Raw genomic sequence first — 21,101 nt, forward strand, 5'->3', positions numbered from 1 at the left:
GCGGTCTCAGCCGCCGCCATCCAAGCGGTTCACGATGGCGGTCGCGGTCATGTCGGCGCTGACGTTGCCCACGGTCGAGAACATGTCCGGGATGTTGTCCACTGCCAGCAGCAGGCCCAGCGGCTCCACCGGAAGGCCCATGGCCTGGGTCACCGGCAGGTTGTTGGTCATGAAACTGACCTGCCCGGGCAGGCCCACCGAGCCCATGCTGATCAACGCCGACAGCACGATGGCGGTGCCGATCTGCAGGCCGCTGAGATCCAGGCCGTACATCCAGACGATGAAGCTCACCACGCCGATGTACTGCACCGGGCTGGTGATGCGGAACAGTGACACCGCCATCGGCAGGACCAGGGCGGTGATGTGCAGCGGATAGCCCAGGCGGTTGCGCGCGCAGTCGATCATCGCCGGCAGCGAGGCCAGCGAGGACTGGGTGCTGGCGGCGATCACCTGCGCGGGGAAGATGCCGAGCAGGAAGCGCCGCACGGGCTCGTTCGCGGCCACGCGGGCCACGCCGTACAGCATCAGCGTGACCATGACGTACAGCGTGCACAGCAGCAGCACGTACCAGCCCAGCGCGCCAAGCACGGCCAGGCCCACGCGCGCGCACACCGCCAGCACCAGGGCGAAGACGCCGATCGGCGCGGCCAGCAGCACCCAGCGCACGATCACGATCATGGTGTCGGCGATGGCCTGCACCAGCTCCAGCAGCCGCGCCCGGCGCTCCGGCGCGATGCGTGTGGCGGCGAAGCCGAAAAACAGCGAGAACACCACCAGCGGCAGCATGGCGTTGGCCGCGGCCGCCGCCAACGCATTGCTGGGGATGACGGTGGTGATCCACTCGCCGAAGGAGGGCGCGCGGCCGATCACGGTGTCGTCGGCGCCGATGGCCAGGCGGAAGGCATCGACCAGCGCCTGGTCGCGCGGCACCAGCGACAGCAGCCCCGGCGCCATGAAGGCGGTGAAGCTGCCCGATGCGATCAGCAGCACGGCGAACACGGCCATCGCGCGCCGCGCGGTGCGCCCGGAGGCCGCCGCGTCGGTGGCCGAGTTCACGCCCAGCACCACCAGCGCCGCCACCAGCGGCACCACGGTCATCTGCAGGGCGTTGAGCCAGAGCCGGCCGATCGGCTGCACCAGGTCGGCGGCCCGGGCGCCGAGTTCAGGGTCCTGCCACGACAGCAGCAGACCGGCGATCGCACCCAGGGCCAGCGCCAGCAGAACGCGGGCCGCGTTGGAGAGCCGCCGCACGATCAGTGCACCCCGCCCTGGAGCAGCGGGAGCAGGGAGGAGACGGAACGGGGCAGGCGACGGCAGGGAATGTTCATGGCGGCATCATCACTCGATCGGCGCCGCGTTTTCCACCAGCATCCGCAGGTGCGCCTCGTCCTCGCACAGCAGCAGGAACACGAGGTCCAGCAGGTGTTGCAGCGCCGCCTGGTACAGCAGCAGTTCCACCTGCGGCCGCGGGTCGTGGGCGCTGACCAGGAGCGCGATGTCGGCATGGGCGCGCAGGGCGTTCGCGGTGTGGCGGGTAATCGTGACCACCTTGCCGCCGCGCTGGCGGAAGAGTCGCGCGGTGTGGCACAGCGCGGCTTCCTGGCCGTGCTCGCACAGCACCAGCAGGACGTCGCCGGGCGCGGTGGAGGAGGTGCCCACCGCCATCAGCGCCGGGTCGAAGAGGTGGATGGCGGTGCGCCCGATCAGTGCGAGCTTGATCGCGATCGCGCGCGCGTAGAGGCCGTCATGTCCCATGCCGATGGCGTAGACCTTGTTGGCGCCGCGGATCGATTCGGCCACGGCGGCGACGTCGGTGTGCGTGTTGAGGGCGCGTGTCACGTTCACGGCCTCGGCCTTGGCCCGCCACAGCGATTCGGCGAGCAGGACGCCCGGGTCGTCGCTGCGCCCGATGGCCCTGGCTTCGCCTTCGCCGTTCCCTGACTCGCGCCGCGCCAGCGATTCGCCGATCGAGAACTTCAGGTCGGGATAGCCCTTGAAACCCAGCTTCTGGCTGAACTTCACCACGCTGGACTGGCTGATATCCAGGGCGTTGGCGAGCTGCTGCGAGGAGTAGTCGCGCAGCAGGTGGGCGTTGTCCAGGATGAAGTCGGCGATGCGGCGTTCGATCGCCGACATCCGGTCGCGCTCCCCGCGGATCTTCGCAAGCGGCGCCATCCCGCGCTCAGCCTCCCGCCAGCGGTTCGAGCCCGCGCACCGAACGGATGCCCAGCCCCGGCGCGTCGCTGATCGCGATCTCGGCCTCGTTGAACTCCACGCCGCCATCGACCGGATCGAAGGTGCACAGCGACGGTCCGTCGAGGTCGACCTTGGTGATGGTGCCGGCCTTGGCCACCGCCAGGTGCACGGCCGCGGCGACGCTGATCGCGGACTCGATCATGCAGCCGATCATGCAGTCCACGCCGTGCACCGCGGCGATGTCGGCGATGCGCACGGCGTTGGAGATGCCGCCGGTCTTCATCAGCTTGATGTTGATGATGTCGGCGGCGCGGCGCTGGATCAGGTCGATCACTTCCGCGGGGCCGAACACGCTTTCGTCGGCCATCACCGGCGTGTGCACGCGCTCGGTGACGTATTTCAGGCCGTCCATGTCGCGCGCAGGCACCGGCTGCTCCAGCAGCTCCAGGTGCACGCCGGCGTCTTCCAGGGCGTGGATGGCGAACACCGCCTGCTTCGGCGTCCAGCCCTGGTTGGCGTCCAGGCGCAGCAGGGCGCGGCCGTCGACCGCGGCGTGGATGGCCTTGACCCGTTCGATGTCCAGGCCGATGTCCTTGCCGACCTTGATCTTCAGCGACTCGAAGCCGCGGTCCACGGCCGCCAGCGAATCGGCCACCATCTTGTCGATGTAGTCGACGCTGATGGTGAGGTCGGTGGTGACCACCGGGTCGCCGCCGCCGCCGAGCATGCGGTAGAGCGGGGCGCCGTAGAGCTGGGCCCAGAGGTCGTAGAGCGCGATCTCGACCGCGGCCTTGGCGCTGGTGTTGCGCTCCATGGCGGTCTGCACCAGCTGCAGGTTGCGGTTGAGGTCGGCGACATCGCGTCCGACCAGGCGCGGGCCGATGACCTTGCCGATGGCCTCGACGATCGAGCCGTGGGTGTCGCCGGTGATGACGGCGGTCGGCGCGGCCTCGCCGTAGCCGATGCGGCCGTCGTCGGTGTGGACCGTCACCACGATGTCCTCGACGGTGTCGACGGTGCGCAGCGCGGTCTTGAACGGCGTCTTCAGTGGAACCCGCAGCATGGCGAGCCGGATCTCGGTGATCTTCATGGTCGGCAGGGTTCCGTCAGGGCCGGATGCGCTGGATGCTGGTGATGCGGTCGACGGTCGGCGTGGTCGCGTTCGACATCATCGGCAGGATCGGCGTCACCACCACGCCGTTGAGGTGCAGGCGGACGAGGTCGTCGGCGCCCTCGGGCTTCCAGCTCATGCCGCTGGTGTCGTGGATGGCGAAGACTTCGCCGTCGTTGCCGTGGCCGATCACCATCATCACGTGGCCGGGGATGTAGACCAGGTCGCCGGGGCGCGCTTCGCGCAGCGCCTCCACGCGGGCGGCGTGGCTGTCGCCGGCGCCGAAGGGCAGGCGGTTGAGCGCGGGGCTGACCGCCTGCGCGCTGGTGTTGCGCGGGATCAGCACGCCGAAGCTGCGGTAGATCTCGGAGGCGAAGCCGCTGCAGTCGCGGGCGTTGTACGAATGCCCCCAGCCGTAGCGTTCGCCCAGGAACTTGAAGGACTGGCGGATCAGGTTGGCTTCGGTCAGCGGCAGGTAGTCGCTGGCGACCTCGGCCGAGCGCGGCAGCAGGGCGGGCTCGAAGGACAGGCTGCCGTTGACGCCGCGCACCGGCAGTTCGATCACGTGGTGGGCCGACGGAAGCTGGCCGTTGACGGCCTCCATCGCCGGCCAGTCGGCCAGCACCGGCACGCGCACGCCCATTTCCAGCTGCACGTCGGAAACGCGCGGGTTCTCCGGGGTGTAGGCGGTGCGTGCGGTGGCGCCGGTCACCACCAGGAAGGGCGCGCGGCGGCCCCAGGCGTGGATCGCCTCGCGATCGCCCTCGGCGACGTACTGCTTTTCGATCCAGGCGGCATAGCGCTGGCTGAGCACGAAATACCACTCGCCGTCGCGACTCTCGTGCAGGACGACGACGGGATCGCCCGGGAACAGCGCGCTTTCCTGGAAGCGATCGATGTCGCGGTCGCCGGCGGAGTGGAAGACGCGCAGGCGGGTCGGGAAGGCGCGCAGGTCGGCACGGGCCACGACCATGCCGTGGCGGGTGGCCTGGCTGGCGGGTACGGCATCGAGCGCGGCATTGGCCTGGATGTCGCGGAGCGCGTCGCTGGGCACCGGGCGGCCGGCGTCGTCGAAGAGTTCGCGCTCGGGCAGCTTCGAAAGCGCTTCGATCCAGCCGCGCACCTGCTCGCCGTCGATGCGCGCGGGCAGGGCTTCGAGGTCATGGATCGACGGGTCTTCGGCCTGCATGCGCGCGTTCTGCGCGGCGATCTGCGCCGGCGTCAGGACCACGCGGTCGGGATCGGGCAGGGCGGCGATCCAGTGGGCGGGCGAAAGATGGGCCTCGAGCAGGCCCGGTACGGCCAGCGGTGGCGTGGCGGGTGCGTGCCCGCGGGCGGCCAGGCCTGCCGGCAATGCGAGCAGGAGGCTGAGGAGCAGCGCGGTGGATCGCATGGATCGTCCCCTTCCGGCGTGATCGGTGCCGGAGCGCATCATGGAATACATGATTCGAGCAATGCAATCAAAAAGAATAAATTATTGACGACCAATGAACCCCATGTTACACAGCCTGCACGCAGTTCCGGGGGCCAGGAGAGGGGCTTTCAGCGATGCCTGCAGTCGATCCAGCGTGCAGCAAAACAAGCGCGGCAAGGGGGCCGCACCGGCGCGCCGGGCGTACGTCCGGTGCTGCGGCTGCCGTGCTGGTTGCGATGATCGCGGGGAGCGCGGTGGTCGCGAACGCGGGGTATTCCGACGCATCCCGGCCGGTCGTAGACGCGGCCCACGATGACATCGGTGCGCGGCTGGCCGCGCCGCAGCGCATCGTCGACCTGGTCGATGCCGGTGACTTCAAGGGTGCCGAAGCCGCCATCGCCACCGCGCTGGACGACGCCTCGCTCGGGGCCGACCAGCGCATGGCGCTCGAGTTCCAGCGCGAACGGATGCGGCGCATCCTGCTGGATTTCCGCCTGGACGAGGCCGGCGCCAAAGAGCGTCTGCGCCGCGACATCCCGGACATGAGCGATGCGGACTTCGCGCGCTGGGACGCCGAAGGCCTGATTGAAGCGCGGGTGATCGACGGCGAGCGCCGCTGGTTCAACCGCGGCCCGTCCAATCTGTACCGGCTGAGCGGGGAGGCGCGCCAGCGCCGCGTCACGCCGCTGAAGTTCTACGACAGCCCGCTGGAGGAAGCGCACCCGCACCACGTGCAGGTGCGCGATGCCGCGCTGGCCAGCGGAGAACGCGCGGTCGCGCCGCAGCGCGTGCGCGTGACCCAGTCCCTGACGGTCAAGCCCGACCAGGTGCCGGCGGGCGAGACCGTCCGCGCCTGGCTGCCGTTCCCGCGAGCGATTCCCGGGCAGCAGGAAGGCATCGAACTGCAGTCGACGGTTCCGGCAGCACACCAGTTGGCGCCGGAATCCGCGCTGCAGCGCACGGTGTACATGGAGGCCCCGGCCGTGGCCGGCGAGCCGACCATGTTCTCGGTCACCTACGAGTTGACCGTCCAGGCCCAGTACGCCGACATCGACCCGGAGAAAGTGGTGCCGGCGGAGATCACCCCGGAGCTGGCGCCCTTCGTCGCCGAGCGCGCGCCGCACGTGGTCTTCAGCGACGCCATGCGCCTGAAGTCCGCGCAGGTGGTTGGCGACGAGACCAACCCCTACCGCATCGCGCAGAAGCTGTTTGCCGCCGTGGATTCGATTCCCTGGGCCGGTGCGCGCGAGTACTCGACCATCACCAACATCGGCGAACACGCCCTGGAGCAGGGCCACGCCGACTGCGGCCAGCAGACCCTGCTGCTGATCACCCTGCTGCGCATGAACGGCATCCCTGCGCGCTGGCAGTCGGGCTGGATCTTCTCCGACGGCGAATACAACAACATGCACGACTGGGGCTGGATGTACCTGGCCCCCTACGGCTGGGTGCCGATGGACGTGACCTTCGGCCGCCTGCCCGACGCCGCGCCCGCGCTGCAGGACTTCTACCTGGGCGGCCTGGACGCCTGGCGCATCGCCTTCAACGACGACTGGTCGCGCGAGTTCGTGCCGGCCAAGCAGCACCCGCGTTCGGAAACCGTCGACCTGCAGCGTGGCGAGGTCGAGTGGGACGGCGGGAACCTGTATTTCGACCAGTGGAGTTACGACTTCGAGTGGCAGCTGCTGCCGCCGGTCACGGACGAGCGCGACTGAGACACCGCAAGACAACCACCATTGATGACCTGTTCCGGGGAGAGCAACGATGAAGGCCAGCCATACCAACTTCCGCCGCGCCGCGCTTTGTATCGCCTTGGGCGCCTGCCTGTCAGCGATCACGCCGGCGGTGATGGCGCAGAGTGCAACGGGTGCCGTTGCGGGCCGTGCAACCGCCGGCGACCAGGTGGTGGTGACTCGCGAGGCGACCGGGCTGACCCGCTCGGCGACGGTGGGCGCCGACGGTACCTATCGCCTGGGCCAGCTTCCGGTGGGTGACTACACCCTGGTCGTCACCCGCGACGGCCAGCCCTTGGGCGAGCCCGTCAGCCTCAGCGTCGCGCTCGGCGGCACCACGACCATCAACCTGGGCAGCGCCGGCGGAATCGCAAACCTGGACGGCGTGACCGTGGTGGGCAGCCGGGTGGTGAACCGGGTCGACGTGCGCTCGACCGAGTCGGCCACCAACATCACCCGCGAAGAATGGGCCCGGTTGCCTGTGGAACAGAGCCTGACCTCGGTGGCCCTGATGGCACCGGGCGTGGTCGGCGGCAACTCGTCCTTCGGCGGCATCTCCTTTGGCGGCTCCTCGGTGGCGGAGAACTCGGTCTTCATCAACGGGCTCAACGTCACTGACTTCTATCGTCGCCAGAGCTTCTCTTCGGCGCCATTCGCCTTCTTCCGCGAGTACCAGGTCAAGACCGGCGGCTACTCGGTCGAGTTCGGCCGCGCCACCGGCGGCGTGATCAACGCGGTCACGAGGTCGGGAGGCAACGAGTTCGAGGGTGGCGTGGAACTGACCTTCGAGCCTGCGGCATGGAAAGCCAGCGCGAACGACCATTACTACGAACGCGAGAACTCCGACGGTACGCCGGTGTCGTCGACCTATCGCGCCAGCCGCGATGGCAGCAGCTTCACCAAGGCCAACATATGGGCGTCCGGGCCGCTGGTCCGCGACCGGCTGTTCCTGTTCGCGATGTACGAACAGCGCGACAGCGACTCCAGGAACACGTCCAATGACGGCAGCTCCTGGTTCGATGGGTCGTCGGACAACGGGTTCTGGGGCGCGAAGATGGACTGGCGCATCACCGACGACCATCTCCTGGAGCTGCTTGCATTCTCGGATGAGGGCGACTCCGGGAGCACGACCTATGCCTACGACTGGAACGCGGGTGAGGTCGGCGATGCCACGGGCGTCAGCATCACCGAGAGTGGCGGCAAGAGCGGTTCGGCGACCTATACCGGTTACTTCGGCGAGAATTTCATCGCCAAGGCGATGTATGGCGTCAATCGCAGCAGGTCCTTCGTGTCCTCGCCGGCCGACGGCCCCTGCGAACAGGTCTTCTACAGCGATTCGTACGATGATGTGTACGAGGCCATGGGCCAGCCCGCCCTGGGTTGCCACCCGACCTCGGCAATGATCGTGGCGCACGAGGACGAACGTGAAGTCGGCCGCCTGGACTTCGAATGGGCCCTGGGCAACCACCAGATCCGGTTCGGTATCGATCACGAGAAGATGACCACCGACCGCACCAGCTTCTATCCCGGCCCCACGGGCATGCGCTACACCGCCTACGTCATGTCTCCCGGCGACGAGCTCGACAACGGGAGTCTGGTGCCGCCCGGTGTGACCGAGGTGATGATGGGGCGCCGCCGTGTCGATGGTGGCGTGTTCGAGACCGAGGCCAGCGCCTACTACGTCGAGGACACCTGGAGCGTCACCCCGGACTTCCTGCTCAACCTCGGCGTGCGCGTCGACAGCTTCGAGAACAAGACCGCGAGCGGCGGCAGCTTCATCAAGATGGACAACCTGGTGTCGCCGAGAATCGGCTTCTCCTGGGACATGAAGGGCGACGGCAGCTCCAAGTTCTTCGGCAACCTGGGCCGCTACTACCTGCCGGTAACCAACAACATCAACTACACCTTCGCCGGCGGCCTCACCGACGAGCGCACCTTCTATGTGCTGGAGGGCTGGCGCGAGCTGCCCAACCCGGCGGGCGAGGGCACTTACATGGAGCCGATCATCGGCGAGCAGATCGGCCCGGTCGACACCAGCTACAACGTCTCGGTCAACGATCTGCGGCAGAGCGTCGACCGCGACCTGGACGCGGTCTACCAGGACGAGTTGATCCTCGGTTACCAGAGCATGATCAACCAGGCCTGGTCCTGGGGCGTGAACGCGACCTACCGGCGGATGAAGAACGCGCTCGACGATGTCCGCATCAACCACACGCCCTGCGGCCCGGTGGGCTACAACCTTTGGCCGATCGCCAACCCCGGCAAACCGCTGACGATCTGGGGCGACGCCAGCATCGGCTGCGATGCCGAAGGCTGGATCACGATCGATACCTCGAAGGACGGCTACATCAAGGGCGGCAGCGGCGAGGTGGTGGGCTATTCCGAGCCCAAACGCACCTACACCTCGGTGGAGTTCCAGATCGATCGCGCCTGGGACGAAAAGTGGGCGTTCAACGCCTCCTACATCTGGTCGAAGTCTGATGGCAACCACGAGGGGCCGGTCAACTCCGACACCAACTATGGCGACACGGGCATGGTCCAGTACTGGGATCATCCGTCGAACAACCAGGATTACGGCCCGCTGTTCAACGACCGCCGGCACCAGATCAAGTTGCGCGGCAGCTATGCGTTCAACGAGCAGTGGTCGGTCGGCGGCATCCTGACCGCGATGTCGGGCGCGCCAATCAACCAGTTCGGCGTGCTGTGGCCCGACGACAGCACGGGCGGCGCCAGCTTCGTCACCGAAGGCTCGGGCGGCGGCACCTTCTGGCACTGCGTGCAGAACTGCAGCGGTCCGATGGCCGACCGGGTGTTCGAATACGCCGGGCGCGGCGCGGGCGGCCGGATGCCCTGGACCTACAACATGGGCATGAACGTGACCTGGACGCTTCCGGTGGAAGGCATCGACCTCAAGGCCAGGCTGTCCGTCTACAACCTGCTCAACGAGCAGGAAGTGATCAATGTGCGCCAGCGCTACGAGGCCAATCCCGGTGTGTCGCGTGGCCTCTGGGGCACCGGCACCCGCTGGCAGTCACCGCGCTACGCGCAGCTGGTGGTGACCTGGAACTTCTGATCACCCGTGCAAGGGGGAGGCGGCCGGCGCCGGAACGGCGGCCGCCTCCCCGCGGCGGGGAGGGGGAGTAGTGGCAGGAAGGGCGGTCCTCTTCGCGGTCGTTGCCACGGCCGCGATTTTTTTCGCGTCGGGGAAGGCGCTGGCTCGTGACGGGACCTGGCCGGCCGCGGCGGTCACGGAGGCCGTGGATGAGGTGGTGGCGCGCTATGGCTTGCCCGGCATCGCCGTGGGCATCGTCGTCGATGGCGAGGTCCGCCAGGTCGAGCTGCGCGGCGAGACGGTCGCGGGGAGCGGCAGCGCCATCGGACGCGACACCCTGTTCAAGGTCGCCTCCAACACCAAGGCCATGACCGCCGCACTGCTCGCGCGGCAGGTCGATGCCGGCCTGTTGGCCTGGGACGATCCGGTGGTGAAACACCTGCCGGGCTTCCGCATGCACGAAGACTGGGTGACGCGCGAGATGCAGGTGCGTGACCTGCTCATCCACAACAGCGGCCTGGGCCCCGGCGCCGGCGACCTGATGCTGTGGCCCGAGCCGAACTCGTTCACCCGCGAGGACGTGATCGCCGGCCTGGCGCACCTGAAGCCGCGCTGGAGTTTCCGTTCGCGCTACGCCTACGACAACACCCTGTACATCGTCGCCGGGGAAGTGGCCGCAGCGGCCGGCGGGGCGCCGTTCGACGTGCTGCTGCGCCGCGAAGTGTTCGAACCGCTGCGCATGGACGGCTGCAGGATCGGGGAGTGGCGCATCGACGGTGCCGGCTCCGTGGCCGCGCCGCACGGTCGACGCGATGGCGCCTGGGTGGCGCGTCCCGACGGCGAGGTCGTGGCCGACATGCCGATGGCGGCGGCCGGGGGCGTGCGCTGCGGGCTGGACGACATGCTGCGCTGGGTACGGGCCTGGCTGGATCCCGGTGCGCGCGACGACGCGGGCCGTCCCTGGCTTTCGGCCGGGCAGCGCGAGGCCGCGTGGACCCCGCACATGCCGATGCCGCTGGGCCGGCGCATGCGCGACTGGAACCGCAGCCACTACTACGCCTATGGCCACGGCTGGCGCCTCAACGACATCGACGGCACGGCGAAGGTTGCACACACCGGCACGCTGTCGGGCATGTACTCGGCGGTGACCCTGCTGCCGGAGCTGGATGCGGGCTTCGTGATCCTGTTCAACGCCGATGCCGGCGAGGCACGCACCGTGCTGGAGCAGGTGCTGGCGAAGCACTTCACAGCGCCGGAAGCGGGCAGGACCGTGGCGTTCTACGCGGATGCGCTGGCGGCGGAGCGGGCGGGGGCGAGGGCGAGTGCGACCGCCGGGGCATCGCTGCCCGACGATGCGCGGCCTGGAATCGCGGCGGCCGTGAGTCGCACCGCTGCCAGCGCGGATTCGCTGTCCCCCTGGCTCGGCCGCTACCGCGACCCGTGGTTCGGCGAGATCTCGGTCTGCGCCAGCGAAGACGGGGTGCGCTTCGAAGCGCTGAAATCGCCCCGGCTGGCGGGCCCGCTGCTGCGCGCCGGAGATCGACTGCTGGTCGATTTCGACACCCTGGGCGCCGACGCCGATGCCTGGCTGGACTTCGCCTCCGGTCCCGGCGACGGCCCGCCGCGCCTGACGATGTCCAAGGTCGATCCCGAGGCCGACTTCAGCTACGACTACGAAGACCTGGCTTTTCAGCGGCTGGGAGGCTGTCCGACATCAAGTATGTGATCCCGTACACCCAGTCGTTGCACAGAGATTCGGTATTCTGTCGGGGTTTGCGGCAGGGAGTCGCTGCTCCTTGGAGTGGGCGTGGCAGCACGGACGGATACCGTCAGGCACGAAGGGGTGGGTGCGAACGCGTTCGCATCGGCCGGGGCGTCAATCGTCCCGGCGTTCGACATCCAGGTCCTCCGTGAACTTTTAGGTGACGATTCCGCCGTCTTGCTGGAGGTCGTCACCCTCTTCGAGGACGTTGCCGCCGCCATCGGTGGCGAGTTGCAGCATCCGGAATCCGCAGGCGGGCCGCTTGGGGCCGCGGCGCTGGCGCACAAGCTCAAATCTTCGGCACTGTCGGTCGGTGCGATGCCGCTGGCCGCTCGCTGCGCCGAGCTGGAGAAGTCGGGAGCCGCGGGCGATCCCGCGTCCGGGGGACCCTTGGTGGCGGGCGTGCTGGACGCCCTGGAAGAAACGTTGTCCGCGACGCGCCAGTGGCGGGAGACCCAGACCGCGGCACCGCATGGTTGCTCAAGGATTAGGCCATGAAGATCCTGATAGTTGATGACGACGAGTTCACCACCCGCCTGCTGCAGATCCAGCTGCGCGCGCTGGGCCTGAAAGCCAGCGGTTTCGAGGTGATCGAGTCGAGTTCGGGCGGCGCGGATGCGCTCGCCCGGGTCGAGGCGGCACCGAACGGCTTCGGCCTGGTGCTGTGCGACCTGCAGATGCCGGGCATGGATGGCGTCGAGTTCGTGCGCCATCTGGCGGCAATGGGCTACAGCGGCGGGCTGGTGTTGATCAGTGGCGCCGCTCCGCGCCTGCTGCAGACAGTGGAGCAGCTGGCCCTGCGGCATGGGCTGGACGTGCGGGGCACGCTCCGCAAGCCGGTCGAACCCGGTGCGCTCCGCGCAATGCTGGCGCCGCGCCGCCCGGAGTCGGCGCAGGCGTCGGGTGCGAATGCGTCGCCGGCGTCGCCGGCGTCGCTGGCGGATGTTGTGGCGCTGGAGAAGGCGATCGCCGCGGGCGAACTTTTCAACGAGTACCAGCCCAGGATCGACCTGCACACGGGCGACGTGGTGGGCATGCGGGCGCTGGCGCGGTGGCAGCACGGGACGCGCGGCATCATGGCTGAAGACGATTTCCTGCCGCTGGTGGAACAGAACCCGCTCGCCATGCCCCTGGCGAGGGCGACGGTGGCCAATGCGCTGCATGATGCGAAGGCCTGGTCGGCGGACTGGCCCGGGCTGGACATGGTGGTCAAGTTCTCGGTGGCCAGTTTCCAGGATCTCGGCGTTCCCGATCGGCTGACCGCGCTTGCCGAAGCGGCCGGCTTTCCGATGCAGCGCCTGGTGCTGGTGCTGTCCGAGGCCCGCCTGCCGCTCGAATCGCCCGCCTTGCTGGACATCCTGAGCCGGCTGCGCTTGAAGGGCGTGCGCCTGGTGATCGACGAATTCGGGACCGGGTTCTCCAACCTGGCGCATTGGGCCGACCTGCCGTTCTCGGAGCTGGAGATCGACCGCAGTTTCGTGGGGGGCGTCGCCCGGGACACGTCGCGCCGGGCGATCGTGCAGGCCACGCTGGCGCTGGCCCGCGAACTCGATGTCCTGGCGGTTGCCAAGGGCGTGGATGACCCCGAGGACCTTGTTTGCCTGCGTGCACTGGGGTGCAACATGGGGCAGGGCGTGGCGTTGGCCGAACCGATGCCGGCTTCGGCCGTTCCCGCCTGGCTGGAGGCATGGCCACAGCGCCAGGAGCGCGTGCTTGCCGCCGCCGGAAAGCAGCCATGAAAAAACCGGCGCAAGGCCGGCTTTCTCGAAGATCCCCTGGATCCAAGGTTCCAACTGGTGGGCGGTGCAGGGATCGAACCTGCGACCCTTGCCGTGTGAAGGCAATGCTCTACCGCTGAGCTAACCGCCCGAGTTGGCCGCGCAGTATACAGCAGCGGGTGCGGGGGTCCGCAAGTGTTTCCATCACCACGGTTTCCCGACACCGGCATCGCTAGCGTTGGCCGTCTGTCGACCGTAGCGGAGAGTGCAGGATGGCCACGAAGCGAGCATTGCCTTCACACGGCAAGGGGCACGGCAAGCGGGCTCCCGGGGCGGGCGAGGGCGGGGCCGCGGCGACCGTGGCGCGCCAGCGCGACATCCAGGACAAGGCCGTGCAGGCCTCGAAGCGTGCGAAGAAGAAGGCGCCCGCGAAGAAGAAGCCCGCCCAGGCCGGCGACCGTCGCCAGCCCACCAACCCCATGCCGGCGCAGCACCTGGCCAAGCCGGGACACGAGCACGCACTGGATCTGGAGCCACGTTTCGAGGCGCCCGGCTACGAAGGCAGCGGCAAGCTGGAAGGCATGGCCGCCATCGTCACCGGTGGCGATTCAGGCATCGGCCGGGCGGTGGCGGTGCTGTTCGCGCGCGAGGGCGCCGACGTCGCGGTGCTGCATCTGGCCGAGGCGAAGGATGCGGCCGAAACCCGCCGCCACGTCGAAGCCGAGGGCCGCCGCTGTGTGGTCATTGCCGGCGACGTGCGCGACCCGAAGTTCTGCAAGGACGCCGTGCGCAAGGTGGTCAAGGCCTTCGGCCGGCTGGACGTGCTGGTCAACAACGCGGCCTTCCAGCAGCACGTCGAGCGCCTGGAAGACCTGAGCGACCGCCACCTGCAGGAAACCCTGCAGACCAACATCGCCGGCTATTTCCACATGGCGCGTGCGGCGCTGCCGCACATGGAGGAGGGGGCCAGCATCATCAACACCGGCTCGGAGACGGGCATCTTCGGCAGCCCGAAGCTGCTCGACTACTCCGCCACCAAGGGCGCGATCCACGCTTTCACCATGGCGTTGGCCAGCAACCTGTTGGGCCGAGGCATCCGCGTGAACTGCGTGGCGCCGGGGCCGGTGTGGACGCCGCTCAACCCCGCGGACAAGCTGGCGCCGGACGTGGCGGAGTTCGGCAGGGACAGTGACATGGGCCGGCCGGCCCAGCCCGAGGAAATCTCGCCGGCCTTCGTGTTCCTCGCCTCGCCGGTGATGTCCTCCTACGTCAACGGCGTGATCCTGCCCGTGATGGGCGGGCCGCGCGGTTGATGGAGCGCCTCAGACCAGCGCCTGGATGCCGTGCACCAGGCCATACAGGATGCCGCCGATCAGCGCGCCCACGGCAGTGCCGTTGTAGCGGATGAACTGGAGGTCCGAGCCGACCGCCAGTTCCAGCTCGCGGGTGAGTTCCTCCGCGCTCCACTGATGCACGCGCTCGACGATGAAGCCGCGGATGCCCTCGCGGTAGCGCTCGACTTCGGGCAGGACCAGTCCGACGATGCCCCCGTTGATCCAGGCGCGCATGTCGTCATCGGCCGCGAGCCTGGTGCCGATCTCGGCGCCGACGCCGGCGATGCGCGAGGCGATGGTGGAATCCTCGCGTTCGACGTCGTCGCGGATCCAGGCCGCGAGGTCGCGCCACAGGCTGCGCAGGTAGCGCGACAGGTCGGAGTCCTCGATCAGCTGGTCGCGGAAGGCGTTGACCCGTTCGCGCAGGGCGGGGTCGTCCTCCAGGCGCAGGATCAGGCGCTCGAACTCGGTGCCGATGCGCTGCCGCATCTCGTGGTCGCGGTCGGCGGCCATGTCGTTGACCATGCCGGTCATGCCGGCGACCAGCTTGTCGGCGACCCTGTCGGCCACCACGCCCTCGAGCTTGAGGTAGCGCAGCACCTTCCACAGCTCGCGCGAGGCCATGTCGGAGATGCGTTCATGGGTGCCGGGCGCGGCCAGCACGTCGCCGGCATAGGCCAGCCCGGCGTCGACCAGGGCCTGGTGGCGGCCATCGTCGGTGAGCTGGCGCAGCAGCACCGCGACCACGCCGGACAGGTCCACTCCGCGCAGGCGGGCGTCGGCCATGCGGTGCAGGAAGCGGTGCAGTTCCTCGCTGTCGAGCGCGTCGAGGATGCGGGGCAGGGCGTTGGCCAGCGCACGTCCCATGGTCTGCGAGAACGCCGAATCCGCGAGCTTGCCGGCGATCGAGCCGGCGATGTCCATCGACTGCAGCTTTTCGGCCACCTGGCGGGTGCCCAGGAAGTGGTCGCAGATGAAGTCGGCCAGGCTGGCGCCGAGGGCGTCCTTCTTCGACGGGATGATCGCCGTGTGCGGGATCCAGCCCATGCCCAGCGGGTGGCGGAACAGGGCGACCACGGCGAACCAGTCGGCCAGGCCGCCCACCAGCGCGGCTTCGAACACGGCGGCCAGGAAGCCGAAGGCCCAGTGCGGGTGGGTGCGTTCGAGCACCGAGACCACGGCCAGCCCGAGGCCGGCGAACGCCAGCAGGCCGAGCGCGATGGCCTTGCGGCGGCGCAGCGCGGCTTCGCGGGGATCGGAAAAGGGAGCCATCGGCAAAGGTTAGCGCGATGCATGAAAAAACCCGCGCAAGGCGGGTTTCCTGTGTCTCGCGAGTGGTGGCCGGGGAGGGAATCGAACCCCCGACACGGGGATTTTCAATCCCCTGCTCTACCAACTGAGCTACCCGGCCACTGGCGAGCCCGCAATGATACGGGAGCCCCCGGCGGCGAGGCAAGACCATCTCCTGCCTGAACACCCTCCCGCTCACTACAGCCGCCACACGCCGTCTGCGCGATGATCAGGTCCGGCATTTCGACGCCGCACCGCGGCGGGAGGTCACCATGCAGCTCAAGGTTCTCGCGGCCGCCGCCGTGCTGTGCGGGATGATGGTTCTACCTGGCTGCGCCAGCACCGGCTCGCTGGATGACGGCCAGAAGCTGGCCACCTACCGTTCGGCCGCGGGCGAGCCGGTCAACAGCTTCAGCTACCTCGGCCGCATCAATGGCTGGACGCCGCTGGACGACCGCAACATCGCGGTCTGGACGCGGCCGAGCGAAGCTTTCCTGCTGACCTTCGACGGCCGCTGCCAGGACATCGACTTCACGCCGATGATCAGCCTGACCAGCCAGGCCAACCGCGTCTACGCGGGCTTCGACAAGGTGATGGTGCACAACCGCAGCTCGATCCAGCTTCCTTGCCGGATCAGCGAGATCCGCCCGCTGGACACCACGAAGATCAAGGCCGCCGAGAAGGCGGCGCGGGACGGGGCTCAGGCGGAGGCTTCGGGCACGTAGCCGGCCGGCTTCTCGGCGCCGCCGCCGAACAGGAACTTCTCCATCTCGCGCTCCAGGAAGGCCCGGTGTTCCGGGTCCATCGGCGAGAGCCGGTTCTCGTTGATCAGCATGGTCTGGTGCGCCAGCCAGGCGGCCCAGGCGGTCTTGCCGATGCCGGCGAACACGCGCTTGCCGAGTTCGCCCGGCCAGGGCACGAAGTCGAGGCCTTCGGTCTCGCGCTTCTCGTATTCGCAGTACACGGTGCGGCTCACGTCGGGTTCTCCTGGTCCTGGTCGAACTGCGCTTCGAGCAGCGTCCGCACGGGGGCGGGGATGCCGAGGCCGGCCATCGCATCGCGGCCGATCCAGCGCAGGTCGCCATTGTCGCGCACGGCGGAGGCGGTGGCGACCGGGCGCCAGCGCCGCGGGTGCATGTTGAAGCGGTAGTGGCTGAAGACGTGGGCGATGGTGTCCAGCGCCTCGCCGCGCGCGAAATCGCCTTGGACGTGGGCGTCGAACCAGTCGTGCGCGGCCGCCTCGCCGGAGGCCTCCGGCAGCGACCACAGCTGCGCCCAGACGCCTGCGGGCGGGCGGCGCTGCATCAGCACGCGGCCCTCGGCGTCACGCAGCACCAGCAGCACCGCTTCACGGGTGGGCAGGGGCTTGCCGGGCTTTGGCGTGGGCAACTCGTCGGTTCGGCCGCTGGCGTGCGCTTCGCATCCCGGCTGCAGCGGGCAGTCGCCGCAGGCGGGGGCGTGGCGGGTGCAGACGGTGGCGCCGAGGTCCATCTGCGCCTGGGTGTAGTCGGCCAGGCGCTCGCCGGGCAGGTGGCCGCGGGCCAGCGTCCACAATCGCTTCTCCACTGCCGACTGCCCCGGCCAGCCCTCCACGCCGTGGTAGCGGGCGAGCACGCGCTTGACGTTGCCGTCCAGGATCGCGAAGCGGTCGCCCCAGGCCTGGGCGAGGATCGCGCCAGCGGTGCTGCGGCCGATGCCGGGCAGCGCGACCAGGGCGTCGAAGTCGCGCGGCAACTCGCCGCCGTGCAGCTCCGCGCAGGCGCGCGCGGCGGCATGCAGGTTGCGCGCGCGGGCGTAGTAGCCCAGTCCCGACCACAGGCCGAGCACGTCGTCCAGCGGCGCGGCGGCCAGCGCGGCGACCGAGGGCAGGGCGTCGACGAAACGCTGGAAGTACGGCATCGCCGTGCGCACCTGGGTCTGCTGCAGCATGATTTCCGAAAGCCACACCCGGTAGGGCGTGCGCGGATGCTGCCAGGGCAGGTCGTGGCGGCCGTGGGCGTCGAACCAGGCCAGCAGGGGTGCGGCGAATGCGTCGGCGCCGGCATCAGCCGCGGCGAGCGCGGCCCCCTTGCCCGGCTTCACGCGCCGAGCGCCTCCGGCAGCAGGGCGTCGACGAAGGCCTCGGCATCGAACACGCGCAGGTCTTCGGGGCGCTCGCCGATGCCGGCGAAGCGGATCGGGATGCCGAATTCCCGCGCCAGCGCGAACACCACGCCGCCCTTGGCGGTGCCGTCGAGCTTGGTGACCACCAGGCCGGTGATGTTGGCCGCCTGGTGGAAGTGGCGCAGCTGGCTGAGCGCGTTCTGGCCGGTGGTGCCGTCGATCACCAGCAGCACCTCGTGCGGCGCGGCGGGGTCGAGCTTGCCGAGCACGCGCCTGATCTTCGACAGCTCGGCCATCAGGCCCTGCTGGGTGTGCAGGCGGCCGGCGGTGTCGGCGATCAGGACGTCGGTGCCGCGCGCCTTCGCGGCCTGCAGGGCGTCGTAGGCGACCGAGGCCGGGTCAGCGTCCTGGCCCTGGGCGACGACGGTCACGCCGTTGCGCTGGCCCCAGGCCTGCAACTGGGCGACCGCGGCGGCGCGGAAGGTGTCGCCGGCGGCCAGCATCAGGCCTTGGCCCTCGTCCTTGAAGCGTTTCGCCAGCTTGCCGATGGTGGTGGTCTTGCCGACGCCGTTGACGCCGACGGTGAGGATCACGAAGGGCTTGGCGGCGCGGTCGATCACCAGCGGCTTCGCCACCGGCTCCAGCAGGGCGACGAGGTCGGCGCGCAGGGCGCTGCGCAGGGCGTTGGCGTCGGCGAACTCGCGCGCCTTCATGCGCTTGCGCAGGGACTCGACCAGGCCGGTGGTGGCGCTGATGCCGACATCGGCGGTGAGCAGGGCGGTCTCGATCTCGTCGAGGAGGTCGTCGTCCAGGCGCGGGTTGCGCGAGAACAGACCGCCCAGGCCGCGGGCGATGCCGCTGCCCATCAGGCGCTCGCGCCAGCCGGACTTGCCGGGGGCGGCGGCCGGTTTCTCCTGGGTGGGTGCGGGCGCGGCGGGTGCGATGGGTTCGGGAAGCCGGGTCGGCGGCAGAGGCGCCGACATCGGCGGTGCCTTCACGGCTCCGGGCTCCGGAGTGGGGACCCCGGGAATCGCGGCCGCAACCGCTGCCGCAGGTGCGACGTCGGGTTCGGGTGCTGGTGCTGGTGCTGGGCGTCCGGCGGCGGGCGCCGGTGCAGGCTCGACGTCCGCCGGATCGGGCGCGCGTTCGGCTGCGGCCTCGCCCATGGCGCGGGCGGCTTCGATGGCTTCGGCGGCGGCCGCGGCGATGGAGGTCGGGGCTTCGTCCTTCGCCGGGTTCGCCTTGTCGGCGTCGGGTTTCCAGCGGCGGAAGAAGCTGACCATCTCGAGTCGGACCAGGGGAAGGGAAGGGGGAGGGTGCATGCGGCCGCGCAAGCGCGGACAATGCCTCGCCATGGTACCACCGGCCCCCCGCGCTCCCTCCCGATCCACGGCCCCCGGCAGCGTGCGCATCATCGGCGGACGCTGGCGCGGTTCGAAGCTGCCGGTGGCCTCGGTGCCGGGCCTGCGCCCGACCTCGGACCGCGCGCGCGAAACCCTGTTCAACTGGCTGCAGCCGATGCTGCCCGGTGCCCGCGTGCTCGACCTGTTCGCCGGCAGCGGCGCGCTGGGCCTGGAGGCCCTGTCGCGCGGTGCCAGCGCAGCGCTGCTGGTGGAGCGCGATCCCGCGCTGGCGCAGTCGCTGCGCGAGACCTGCGAGCGACTCAAGGCCGGCGAAGCCGCCACCGTGCTGCGGGCGGATGCGCTCGAACTGCTGCGCGCCCCGCTGCACGGGCGCTTCGACCTGGTGTTCCTGGACCCGCCCTTCGATGCCGATGCCTGGGCGCCGGCCCTGGAACGGCTGGCGCCGTGGCTGGCCGACGACGCCTGGCTCTACCTGGAGTCCCCGGCCCAGGCCCCGGCCGCGCCCGGCCCGGGCTGGCGGCTGCACCGCGAGTCGGCAAGCCGCGACGCCCATCACGCCCTGTACCGGCGAAGCGCCGCCGTGGCCTGATCTGCGGCCCCGCGGCGCTGATACACTCGCGCAGGCTCCAGCATCCCAAACCACGGCGCAGCCAGGCATGAGCACAGCCCGAAACAGGATCGCGGTCTATCCCGGCACCTTCGATCCGATCACCAACGGCCACGTCGACCTGGTCAACCGTGCGGCGCCGCTGTTCGAGAAGCTGATCGTCGGCGTGGCCGAGAGCCCGGCCAAGGGCCCGGCGCTGCCGCTCGCGCTGCGCGTGGAGCTTGCGCGCGAAGCCCTGGCCGCCCACGGCAACGTCGAGGTCAGGGGGTTCAATTCACTGCTCGCCCACTTCGTGTCCGAGGTCGGCGGCGGCGTGCTGCTGCGCGGCCTGCGCGCGGTTTCGGACTTCGAATACGAGTTCCAGCTGGCGAGCATGAACCGCCACCTCATTCCCGAGGTGGAAACGCTTTTCCTGACGCCGGCCGAACAGTACGGCTTCATCTCCTCGTCGCTGGTACGCGAGATTTCCCGCCTTGGCGGCGATGTCTCGGGCTTCGTGCCGGCGGCGGTGGACCGCGCGCTGCAGGCCGAATGGCGCCGCGCGGGCTAGACTCACACCACAAACGCAACGGACCACCTGGGGAACACGAAACAATGAAGACCATGACCCGCCTGATGCTGACCGCCGTCCTCGCGCTGCCGCTGCTGGCGGCCTGCAAGAAGGAAGAGGCCCCGGTGGCCACCGTCGCCGCGCCGCTGACCGCGCCCGCCACCGCCGACGACGGCGCCTGGCGCGCCTACGTCTCCGACGTGGTGACCCGCAACATGGAAGGCATCGCCAACCAGCCCTACGTCTACTACCTGCCGGCGCCCACCGGCGACGAGAACGCCGACGCCGGCAACTACGAGCGCCTGCAGGACAAGGCCAAGACCGACGTCGCGCGCGGCATCGTCCGCGGCAACATGCTGGCCTACGCGTCCTCGGACTCGGCGAAGATGGCCGACATCGTCACCGAATCCTTCACCGGCGTGGAGCCCGACACCATGAAGGGCGTGCGCGTTGTGTTCATCGGCGCCGCCGCCGACAAGGATCGCGTGGCCCAGGTCGTGGCCCCGGCCGGCGTCGACTTCGTCTTCGTCGAGGCCAAGTAAGCCCCGGCTGGGGCCGTCGCCGGCCGCGCGCCGGCGGCGGCTCGCGCGTGCAGGGTCTACAATGGCCCCATGGCACTGCGCATCAACGAGCTCTGCATCAACTGCGACGTCTGCGAGCCTGCCTGCCCGAACGAGGCCATCTCGCAGGGCGAAACCATCTACGTGATCGATCCCTCGCGCTGCACCGAATGCGTGGGGCATTTCGACGAGGCGCAGTGCGTGGTGGTGTGCCCGGTCGAATGCATCGACCCGGACCCCGACCTCCCCGAGACCCATGACCAGCTGCTGGCCAAGCTCCTGCGGCTGAAGGAGCAGGCTGCTTGAA

General features: G+C 69.4%; 19 protein-coding genes and 2 tRNA genes. 11 read left to right on the forward strand and 10 right to left on the reverse strand.

Annotation, left to right across the window (positions count from 1 at the left end; genetic code table 11):
- Window positions 1-6: 6 nt before the first annotated feature.
- From E2170_RS05410 to E2170_RS05425, 4 genes are all read right to left on the reverse strand, one after another.
- Window positions 7-1,251, reverse strand: a complete 1,245-nt coding sequence (locus E2170_RS05410) for a dicarboxylate/amino acid:cation symporter (protein ID WP_132999572.1) — start codon at window positions 1,249-1,251, stop codon at window positions 7-9.
- Between the two features lie 87 nt (window positions 1,252-1,338).
- The gene (locus E2170_RS05415; protein WP_132999573.1) at window positions 1,339-2,175 is read right to left on the reverse strand and encodes a MurR/RpiR family transcriptional regulator; all 837 of its coding nucleotides are present in this window, start codon (window positions 2,173-2,175) and stop codon (window positions 1,339-1,341) included.
- Window positions 2,176-2,182: 7 nt separating this feature from the next.
- The gene (locus E2170_RS05420; protein ID WP_132999574.1) at window positions 2,183-3,286 is read right to left on the reverse strand and encodes a dipeptide epimerase; all 1,104 of its coding nucleotides are present in this window, start codon (window positions 3,284-3,286) and stop codon (window positions 2,183-2,185) included.
- A gap of 16 nt (window positions 3,287-3,302) precedes the next feature.
- Complete coding sequence (locus tag E2170_RS05425) at window positions 3,303-4,700, reverse strand: C40 family peptidase (protein WP_132999575.1); 1,398 nt, start codon at window positions 4,698-4,700, stop codon at window positions 3,303-3,305.
- A gap of 257 nt (window positions 4,701-4,957) precedes the next feature.
- On the opposite strand from E2170_RS05425, the gene E2170_RS05430 reads away from it, so the two are divergent.
- The 5 genes from E2170_RS05430 (at window position 4,958) to E2170_RS05450 (ending at window position 13,007) form a co-directional block, all read left to right on the forward strand.
- The gene (locus E2170_RS05430) at window positions 4,958-6,436 is read left to right on the forward strand and encodes a transglutaminase-like domain-containing protein (protein WP_132999576.1); all 1,479 of its coding nucleotides are present in this window, start codon (window positions 4,958-4,960) and stop codon (window positions 6,434-6,436) included.
- 49 nt (window positions 6,437-6,485) lie between these two features.
- On the forward strand, window positions 6,486-9,527 hold the full coding sequence (locus E2170_RS05435; protein WP_132999577.1) for a TonB-dependent receptor: 3,042 nt from the start codon (window positions 6,486-6,488) through the stop codon (window positions 9,525-9,527).
- Window positions 9,528-9,597: 70 nt separating this feature from the next.
- Window positions 9,598-11,232 carry a serine hydrolase gene (locus E2170_RS05440; RefSeq protein ID WP_484496901.1) on the forward strand — a complete coding sequence of 545 codons (1,635 nt, stop codon included), beginning with the start codon at window positions 9,598-9,600 and terminating at the stop codon, window positions 11,230-11,232.
- An 81-nt stretch (window positions 11,233-11,313) separates the two neighbouring features.
- Window positions 11,314-11,766 (forward strand): Hpt domain-containing protein, encoded by a 453-nt coding sequence (locus tag E2170_RS05445; RefSeq protein WP_165942167.1) that lies wholly within the window; start codon window positions 11,314-11,316, stop codon window positions 11,764-11,766.
- The gene (locus tag E2170_RS05450) at window positions 11,763-13,007 is read left to right on the forward strand and encodes an EAL domain-containing response regulator (protein ID WP_132999579.1); all 1,245 of its coding nucleotides are present in this window, start codon (window positions 11,763-11,765) and stop codon (window positions 13,005-13,007) included. The genes E2170_RS05445 and E2170_RS05450 overlap by 4 nt, the downstream gene beginning before the upstream one ends.
- Window positions 13,008-13,062: 55 nt before the next feature.
- Here E2170_RS05450 and E2170_RS05455 read toward each other — a convergent pair.
- Window positions 13,063-13,137, reverse strand: a tRNA-Val gene (locus E2170_RS05455).
- Between the two features lie 121 nt (window positions 13,138-13,258).
- On the opposite strand from E2170_RS05455, the gene E2170_RS05460 reads away from it, so the two are divergent.
- Complete coding sequence (locus tag E2170_RS05460; RefSeq protein ID WP_132999580.1) at window positions 13,259-14,299, forward strand: SDR family oxidoreductase; 1,041 nt, start codon at window positions 13,259-13,261, stop codon at window positions 14,297-14,299.
- Between the two features lie 9 nt (window positions 14,300-14,308).
- Here the strand turns inward: E2170_RS05460 and E2170_RS05465 are convergent, their stop codons facing one another.
- Together E2170_RS05465 and E2170_RS05470 are read right to left on the reverse strand one after the other, a co-directional pair.
- Window positions 14,309-15,592, reverse strand: coding sequence for a DUF445 domain-containing protein (locus E2170_RS05465; protein WP_132999581.1), 1,284 nt, complete (start codon window positions 15,590-15,592; stop codon window positions 14,309-14,311).
- A 63-nt stretch (window positions 15,593-15,655) separates the two neighbouring features.
- Window positions 15,656-15,731: transfer RNA gene (locus E2170_RS05470), tRNA-Phe, on the reverse strand.
- A 151-nt stretch (window positions 15,732-15,882) separates the two neighbouring features.
- On the opposite strand from E2170_RS05470, the gene E2170_RS05475 reads away from it, so the two are divergent.
- Window positions 15,883-16,335, forward strand: a complete 453-nt coding sequence (locus tag E2170_RS05475; RefSeq protein ID WP_132999582.1) for a DUF6491 family protein — start codon at window positions 15,883-15,885, stop codon at window positions 16,333-16,335.
- Here E2170_RS05475 and E2170_RS05480 read toward each other — a convergent pair.
- Genes E2170_RS05480 through ftsY form a run of 3 tightly spaced genes read right to left on the reverse strand, consistent with a single transcriptional unit; the run spans window position 16,311 to window position 18,996 of the window.
- Entirely contained in the window at window positions 16,311-16,586 is a 276-nt protein-coding gene (locus E2170_RS05480; RefSeq protein ID WP_132999583.1) for an oxidative damage protection protein, read from the reverse strand. The genes E2170_RS05475 and E2170_RS05480 overlap by 25 nt on opposite strands.
- Entirely contained in the window at window positions 16,583-17,692 is a 1,110-nt protein-coding gene (mutY, locus tag E2170_RS05485) for an A/G-specific adenine glycosylase (RefSeq protein WP_243708063.1), read from the reverse strand. Before mutY ends, E2170_RS05480 begins: the two co-directional genes overlap by 4 nt.
- Window positions 17,689-18,996: a signal recognition particle-docking protein FtsY gene (gene ftsY, locus E2170_RS05490; protein WP_132999584.1), complete on the reverse strand. Its 1,308-nt coding sequence runs from the start codon at window positions 18,994-18,996 to the stop codon at window positions 17,689-17,691. The genes mutY and ftsY overlap by 4 nt, the downstream gene beginning before the upstream one ends.
- Before the next feature lie 37 nt (window positions 18,997-19,033).
- Here ftsY and rsmD point away from each other — a divergent pair, with 37 nt between their 5' ends.
- From rsmD to E2170_RS05510, 4 genes are all read left to right on the forward strand, one after another.
- Window positions 19,034-19,666, forward strand: coding sequence for a 16S rRNA (guanine(966)-N(2))-methyltransferase RsmD (gene rsmD, locus E2170_RS05495; RefSeq protein WP_165942168.1), 633 nt, complete (start codon window positions 19,034-19,036; stop codon window positions 19,664-19,666).
- 67 nt (window positions 19,667-19,733) lie between these two features.
- Window positions 19,734-20,234, forward strand: coding sequence for a pantetheine-phosphate adenylyltransferase (coaD, locus tag E2170_RS05500; RefSeq protein WP_132999586.1), 501 nt, complete (start codon window positions 19,734-19,736; stop codon window positions 20,232-20,234).
- 44 nt (window positions 20,235-20,278) lie between these two features.
- Window positions 20,279-20,776, forward strand: a complete 498-nt coding sequence (locus E2170_RS05505) for a hypothetical protein (protein WP_132999587.1) — start codon at window positions 20,279-20,281, stop codon at window positions 20,774-20,776.
- A 69-nt stretch (window positions 20,777-20,845) separates the two neighbouring features.
- A complete protein-coding gene (locus tag E2170_RS05510; RefSeq protein ID WP_132999588.1) occupies window positions 20,846-21,100 on the forward strand; it encodes a YfhL family 4Fe-4S dicluster ferredoxin in 255 nt (84 codons plus the stop codon).
- Window position 21,101 lies beyond the last annotated feature (1 nt).

The organism is Luteimonas arsenica, from assembly GCF_004352825.1.
In the GTDB taxonomy this organism is placed as follows: Bacteria; Pseudomonadota; Gammaproteobacteria; order Xanthomonadales; family Xanthomonadaceae; genus Luteimonas; species Luteimonas arsenica.